At 39.9% G+C, this 6,884-nt stretch carries 5 protein-coding genes; 3 read left to right on the top strand and 2 right to left on the bottom strand.

The genetic code is table 11. The annotated features are described in order from the left end of the window. Positions 1-77 precede the first annotated feature (77 nt). Entirely contained in the window at positions 78-1,949 is a 1,872-nt protein-coding gene (locus CXF78_RS06520) for a methyl-accepting chemotaxis protein (RefSeq protein WP_102036318.1), read from the bottom strand. Between the two features lie 576 nt (positions 1,950-2,525). Then, positions 2,526-3,437, bottom strand: a complete 912-nt coding sequence (locus CXF78_RS06515) for a LysR substrate-binding domain-containing protein (RefSeq protein ID WP_102036319.1) — start codon at positions 3,435-3,437, stop codon at positions 2,526-2,528. A gap of 106 nt (positions 3,438-3,543) precedes the next feature. Between CXF78_RS06515 and CXF78_RS06510 the strand changes: the two genes are divergently transcribed. The 3 genes from CXF78_RS06510 to CXF78_RS06500 all read left to right on the top strand — a co-directional run bounded on the left by CXF78_RS06510 (position 3,544) and on the right by CXF78_RS06500 (position 6,759). Beyond that, a complete protein-coding gene (locus tag CXF78_RS06510) occupies positions 3,544-3,981 on the top strand; it encodes a CidA/LrgA family protein (RefSeq protein ID WP_102036317.1) in 438 nt (145 codons plus the stop codon). Positions 3,982-4,016: 35 nt separating this feature from the next. Next, positions 4,017-4,706, top strand: a complete 690-nt coding sequence (locus tag CXF78_RS06505) for an LrgB family protein (protein ID WP_102036316.1) — start codon at positions 4,017-4,019, stop codon at positions 4,704-4,706. Between the two features lie 757 nt (positions 4,707-5,463). After that, positions 5,464-6,759, top strand: a complete 1,296-nt coding sequence (locus CXF78_RS06500) for a carbohydrate porin (protein WP_102036315.1) — start codon at positions 5,464-5,466, stop codon at positions 6,757-6,759. Positions 6,760-6,884 lie beyond the last annotated feature (125 nt).

The following is a 6,884-nucleotide window of genomic DNA, read 5'->3' as shown; positions in this document are numbered from 1 at the left end:
AACTGACGCGTTTTTACCTCCAAAGATTTACATTGATAACATCAACTGAGCAGGTATTTCTACCTGCCAATAAGCCCTTACAAAATGAAAGTAGCGACTTTATCACTCAGATCGGTTGCACGGCCTTTGAGCATTTTTGCTTGGTCTAAATGAGTCATTGCAGATGAGGTTATCTCATCGGTGACATCTTTAATCGCCACTGTATTTTTAGTGATTTCGTTAGTGACTTGCGTTTGTTCTTCTGCTGCTATGGCTATTTGTCCGGCCATATCCGAAATCACATTTACTGCTTGAGTGATCTCTTCTAGAGCTTGCGCTGCTGCGTTAACATCATCAACACTATTATTAGCCAACGCTTTACTGCTATCCATCAAGCTAACGGCTTGTTTAGTCGTATTTTGTAACGTCTCAATAGTGGTGTAAATTTCAGCAGTAGAGTCTTGTGTTCGGCGCGATAACACTCGAACTTCATCCGCAACTACGGCAAAGCCACGACCTTGCTCGCCAGCACGAGCTGCCTCAATGGCCGCATTTAATGCCAATAAATTAGTTTGTTCTGCAATTCCCTGAATAGTAGTAAGAATGCTAGAAATAGCTTGTGCATGTCGACTTAACTCGCCAATCACTGTGGTTGTTTCATCGATCTCTGATGCCAATGAATTAATGGTTGTACGAGTTTTATCAACCAACCCTTTCCCTTGGCTACTGCTTTGGGCTGATTGTTGCGCTGCCGCAGCGGTACTTTCAGCATTGGCTGCAATTTCATGGGTCGCGCTCGACATTTCAGTGACGGCAGTGGCCACCATTGCCACTTCCTGTTGCTGGCGTTGTAACTCTTCAACTGTTGTTTGATTGGTAAGCAAACTATGCTCTGCATCGACATCTAGTTCGGTCGCCAGTTGACGTATATGACTGATCAGCTGATGTTGACTACTCACAAAACGGTTAAAACTGTTTGCTAACATGCCTACTTCGTCTTGACTGTCGACTGTAATACGTTGAGTTAAGTCACCATTGCCGTCTGCTATGCGTGATAGGGCTTGTGATACTCGGCTTAATGGCCCAAGTAAAAGACTTAACAGCCATGAAATAGATAACACACTGATAATCAATACTAATAATGCTAATCCTAATTGAGTTAGCATTAAATTAGTCAGTGGAGCCTCTAATGTTTGCTTATCTAGTACAAAAACGAGTTGCCAATCTGTGTTTGGAATTTCTTCGCTCCATAACAGCTTGTCTCTGCCTTCAGTATCAAAATAGACTGGCGTCAATTGCTTTGTCTGGCGACTCAATTGAATTTTTTGGCTGTTTAATTGAGCGTCAATGTCGGTAATTTTACCCATTAACTTGCGTGAGTCTTTGTAAGCAATGACAGTACCGTCTTTATGCATCATGATGGCATAACCGTTAGCCGGTAGTGACATATCGTTGATACTATCGACTAAACTGCTAATTGATACATCGCCACCGACTACCCCATTACGAGTCGGTTGTGCCATCGTCACCACTAATATATTAAAAGCGACATCAAGATAAGGTTTGGTAAGAATTGCTCTACGAGCTTGCTGCGATTGATGGTACCAAGGACGAGTTCTTGGATCGTAATTGGTACGGTCAATACTTGGATCTGAGTCGACCATTACGCCATTACTGTTACCGAAATAGGTCAGCTGAAAATCTCCGGAGATTTGTGCTTGCTGCAATGCATTTAGCGTATCGCCTTCGACTTTAGTGGCTACAGAGGTGATAACTCGCTGTCGATCCGCTAACCATCCTTCAATTCGCAACGCTTGCTGCTTACCAAGTTGACTTACTTGATAGACACTACTTTTTAATAGTAAGTTTTTTTGGCTGGAATAGCTTTGCCACGATAAAAGTATAATGACAAGCGTGAGAGCGAGTACAACCGATAATAATATCTTTTTCTTTAGTGAATATGAATTCATATGGAGTGCTACTACTGCTATTTTGTTGAATGGGAATACGTATATAAATACAACTACTTTCAGCTGAACTTAGAGTATGAGTGAGGATAGAAAGAGCACCTCAATATGTGATTATTTTCTCATACATCATAAAAAAACAAAATGATAATCAAAGTTTTACGCAGTGTAGTCACTGTGACGATATCGGTTTGTTATATTAATTGATTAAGAATGTTTACTAATGATTAAGTTATTATTCAATGTAATTAAGTGTGTGTAAAAATTAACAGTAGTGATGTTTTTTGTTTTTAAAGTGTTTGGGTTTGGTTTTTATTGTAAAGCCTAATTAAGGTGTACATATTTAATGAAAGGAAAAATGAAATGACACAATGATTTTTTACACTTCAATATTGATTACATCGTTATGTTTACCAAACTAGAACCGATTTATTATTAAATTCACTCACAGCGATATTTTTGGATTAATAGTTCTCATCAACGTATTATCGCAACGGTTATTTAGCGATTCTACTGTATTAGATTAAAAATGATTTGTTTGGTTTTAGTGGCTAATGCAACTTAAACCGTAATGCTGGTTTATTCGTTTCGAGGTTTGTTTTCTAGCTGACTTAAATGCTGCTTAATTAGCTTTATCATTGCTTGAGCCGCAAATGATAAATGTTTCTGTTTACGCCAAAACAATGATAACTCCCAGCGTAAATCTTCACTGGCTAAAGGAATATTAACAACCGCATCGACCCGGTATCGTTCAGCAATAATTTTGGGCAATATCATTACTCCAGAGCCTGCCGCTACCAGTGCAATACCAAAGTCAGCATGACTGACTCGAGTGATATTTTTGGGTTTAAATCCCGCTTTGGCACAAGCTTCAAGTACTAGCTCATATAAGGCGTATTCTGGTTCAAACATCACTTGTGCTAAATGATCAAGCTCGCTTAACTGTAACGTTTCTTTACACGCGAGCTTATGTCCTGCGGGCAATACAACCACCATTGACTCATTGCGAATGCGAATACCACAAAACTCATCATCGAAATCAATAATCCCTGTCGCTAGTTCTATTTCATCTTTGTGTAAGGCAGCCGTTTGCTCTATACCGCCGCGCACCAATAATTGCAGCTCAATACTAGGATATTGTTGTCTAAATTGAGCTATCACAGGAGCAAATAACTCTGCACTGCCTAATGGGGCTAACCCCAATTTTAGTGAGCCACCACTTAAATTTCGTAAACTGTCGAGTTCAGCCATCATAAGTTGACGGCCTTCCATTAACTTTGATGCATGGTGATAAACCACTTTCCCAGCTTCAGTTAGCCTGATTTGCGAGCCACGCTTGCCGCGTTCTAGCAATATCATATCAAGCTCGTCTTCCAGCAAGCGTATCGCTTTTGATAGCGCTGGTTGAGTCACAAATGCCGAATGACAAGCTTTGGCGAAGCCGCCAGCCTTAACAACCTCAGTGAAATAGTGCAGTGCTTTAAGATCCAATTTCATAACCAAAAGTGATGTAATCAATCATTAATATTCATTTTTTTTATCAATTAAGCAAGGGTAAACTGCGCATATCAACTAAATAACCATTGCGTGAAACTAAATGTTATCTCTATTCACTGGTCATAGTGCCTTTTTAAAGTGCAAAACAACCTTAATCATCCAAGTCAGCGGCCTATGTTTCTTTGCTTGGTTGTGTCAGTGGGTTGCTTATTCTGTTCATTCGATTATTCCAGGAAGCGTGATTGGCCTCGGCGTATTGTTGATATTATTGTCTTGCCGATGGATCCCTGAGAAAGTCGTCAAACAAGGTTCGAGCTGGTTAATTGGCGATTTATTGTTATTTTTTATTCCTCCAGTTGTTGCCATTACAAAATATGAGTCATTGCTAGAAAGTTATGGTGCAGAGTTGATTGTTTGCATGTTATTGGCCAGTGCCAGCGTGTTAGTTGGAACCGCTTTTATCGTTGATAAGTTATTTAAATTTGAACGTAAACAACGCCTAAACAGCATTTCGTTGCAGCGTTCACTGCTTAAATAAAAACGTCTTAACATTAGATAAAATGGATACACCAAATGAATGGTTCACTATTAGGCATTTTCTGTTTATTACTTACCTTGGCAGGATATTACATCAGCAAGCGGCTTTATTTACGCCAACAACGTATTTGGTTTGCCCCTATTATCTTGGCGCCAACTATCATTTTGTCGACTGTGGTTATATTTCAAATTCCATTAGTCGACTACTTTCAGTTTACTCATTGGCTACCTGCTTTGCTCGCCCCAGCCACTATTGCATTTGCGGTACCCATTTATCGAGAACGGGCACTCATTAAACGTTATCCGTTAACCATAAGTGTTGGCGTATTATCTGGATTATGTTTGGGTGTTGGATCTTCATGGTTGATTATCCATTTCACCAATATGCCGTCAGAGCTGTCTCACAGTTTAATTGTTAGATCGGTATCAACCCCGTTTGCTATTGAAGCAACAGGTGCATTTGGCGGCATACCTGAATTAACCGCAATGTTGGTATTGGTAACAGGTATTATGGGAATGTTGATTTGTGAGCCCCTTTTTAAAGCCGCCAACATAAAAAGCAGTTTAGCGAGGGGGATTTCTCTCGGTGCGTCGGCACACGGTGCTGGAGCAGCTAAAGCAAATCAAATGGGGCGGGAGGAAGGTGTTATTGCTAGCTTAACCATGATTTTTACTGGTATTGCCATGGTTATCACTGCGCCTTTATTTGCGTTACTGTTTAATTAATCTCATATCTGCTTCGACAAATTTTTACGCGATAAAGACTCTACCTTTCGATACAAATGTAGAGTCTTTGTTCACTCGTGACCGTGTTGGAGTGCAATTTTATATACATTATGGCGCAATGTTGATGTTATTAGCATCTTCAAAAACGAATCAAATCGCTAGATGAACCTACTCAGATGGTTGCTTTTATTACCTATGCTGGTGAGTTAATCGCCCATGTTAATCAGTCGATATCGTCCGCAATAAGAACACTAAAACCCACACTTTGGCATGATGATATGGCCTCAGATGTAAGGTTGCGCTTTATTATTTGTAAGTGGTATTCCTAACCGCAAACTCGCTATTACTCCATCGCTCCATTACTCCATCTTACTTATTAGTCCGTGTTCATATTGGACTATATCGTCTTACTAGCACCTGTCACTCCTGCCAAGTGAGTTTTCTGCCAACGCATCCATTGTCCGCAATCCTGTATATCTATGTGCTCCCACTAGAATCTATATTGCGTTAGAAACACTGTTTGTTATGCAAACTAAAAGCCAACTAAATTCAAGCATGTCTGAAAGAACAGTGGCAATTTTCAACATGAGATCACGCGCTCATATTCAACACATTCAGATTGGCGTGTAAATTTATTACTGTATTCTCGTTTTGTAATTACTATTTTTTTAAACAAAATAACGATTTTGCTATATCAAATAGTGCATTTATTTTTGACGATGCATTGCGCTTTCCAATTGACTAAAAGAAGTATTCAATGAAAAGTATAAATTCTCTCACAACAGCCTCAGTGTTGTTACTTATTTGCAGTAGTTCAGTACAAGCCGACAATTTCTCCGCGGATAACTATTTGTTCGGTGATATTGGTGGTATTCGTAGCCAGATTCATAATGCCGGTATCGACGTTAGCTTAGGTTATACCTTCGAAACCGGAGGTAACTTAACAGGTGGACAACATCATGCCACTAGTTATGCCGATCAAACCGTTCTTGGTGTTAACTTCGATCTTGAAAAATTATTAGACTTGTCCGATGCCAACTTCCACTTTGCACTGACCAATAGAGGTGGGCAAAGCCAGAATATTAATGATAAAGCTGAAATCGGCCAGTTAATGCAATCGATAGAAGTGTTTGGCCGCGGTAGGGTGACCCGTATTTCTGAGTTTTATTATGAGCAAAAACTGCTTAGTGACGACCTCAATATTAAGTTAGGCCGTATGAATGTTGGTGCTGAATTTGGCGCTTTCCAATGCGAATTTGCTTATCTTGGATTCTGTGGTTCCCAATTCGGTAATGTTAATTCTACGGTTTACAACTGGCCTATTAGCCAATGGGCGGGTGTTGTCAAGTATCAGCTAGCGCCAGAATGGTATGTAAAGACCGGGGTTTACCAAATGAACCCAAGCTGGCTTAAAAATAGTCAGAATCTTAATTTAGGCAGTCCTCATGGCACTCTGGGAATGACGATTCCTGTAGAGCTTGCTTGGATGCCTAAACTCAATGACTTACCCGGTACTTATAAACTGGGTTATTGGCATGATACCGTTGGCGGTGATGATCTTTACTACAATCAAGATGGTAACCCCTTGATTATTGATGGTGGTAAAGCACGTCATCATGACAGTAAAGATGGTGCTTATTTTGTTGCAGAGCAACAGGTTACTGCTGTAGATGGTGAATCTTCCCGCGGTGTTAGTGTGTTCCTTATGGGGACGTTAAACGATCAAGATATCACTAGTGTTGATAAATCATTGGCATTAGGCGTGAGCTATCAAGGTCCATTTGCTGCTCGTCCGACAGATAAATGGGGCTTAGCCGCTAAATACCTGCATGTGAATGATAGCTTGGCTGATAGCGCCCAACTTTATAATGACAATAATGCTCTTTATATGCCTATTCAGGAAACAGAGACGGTCATTGCTAGCTATTACAAATTTCAAGTGACTAAGTATTCTGCTATTCGTCCTGAAATTCAGTACATACATAATCCAGGTGGTATCAGCGAGAATAATGATGCATGGGTTGTCACTCTCAAAGGCGATATTGCATTTTAACTAAAGCTGAAATACAACATGCACTCTAAAATAACTTAAATTAGCGCTAATATAAGTAGACAGTTTTATTACATGTTTTAGATTCGATTATAGGTGAATAAACCTCAGGCTAAATACAGAGGAAA

It is taken from the genome of Shewanella sp. 11B5, assembly GCF_002836795.1.
GTDB classification, from domain to species: domain Bacteria; phylum Pseudomonadota; class Gammaproteobacteria; order Enterobacterales; family Shewanellaceae; genus Shewanella; species Shewanella frigidimarina.
The sequence above is the reverse complement of the archived record's forward strand: the minus strand, read 5'-3'. Positions and strand labels throughout refer to the sequence as shown.